At 56.3% G+C, this 407-nt stretch carries 1 protein-coding gene; it reads left to right on the forward strand.

Annotated features, from left to right (window positions below; all coding sequences use genetic code 11):
• Positions 1 to 407: amino acid--tRNA ligase-related protein (locus lacNas_RS03190; RefSeq protein WP_307865699.1), on the forward strand; the 407-nt coding region annotated here is incomplete at both ends.

The following is a 407-nucleotide window of genomic DNA, read 5'->3' on the forward strand; positions in this document are numbered from 1 at the left end:
ACGGTCGACTTCTTTGAAAACGAAGGCTTCGTGAAGTTCGACGCTCCGCTTTTGATGCACTCGGCTCCAGAAGGGACGACCGAACTCTTCCACATCGACTACTTCGACCACGATGCCTACCTGTCACAGTCAGGCCAGCTTTACGGTGAAGTCGGGGCAGAAGCTTTCGGCAAGATCTTTACCTTCGGCCCGACCTTCCGGGCTGAAGCCTCCAAGACCCGCCGGCACCTGACTGAATTCTGGATGATGGAACCGGAAATGGCCTGGATGCACCAGGATGAATCCCTGGATTTGCAGGAACGCTTCCTGTCCTACGTGGTTGGCCAGGTACTGGAACACTGCGAATACGAACTGAGCATCTTGGGCCGGGATCTGGACAAGCTGCGTCCGGCCGCTGAAGGCAACTA

The sequence above is a fragment of the Lactobacillus nasalidis genome (assembly GCF_016587775.1).
In the GTDB taxonomy this organism is placed as follows: Bacteria; Bacillota; Bacilli; order Lactobacillales; family Lactobacillaceae; genus Lactobacillus; species Lactobacillus nasalidis.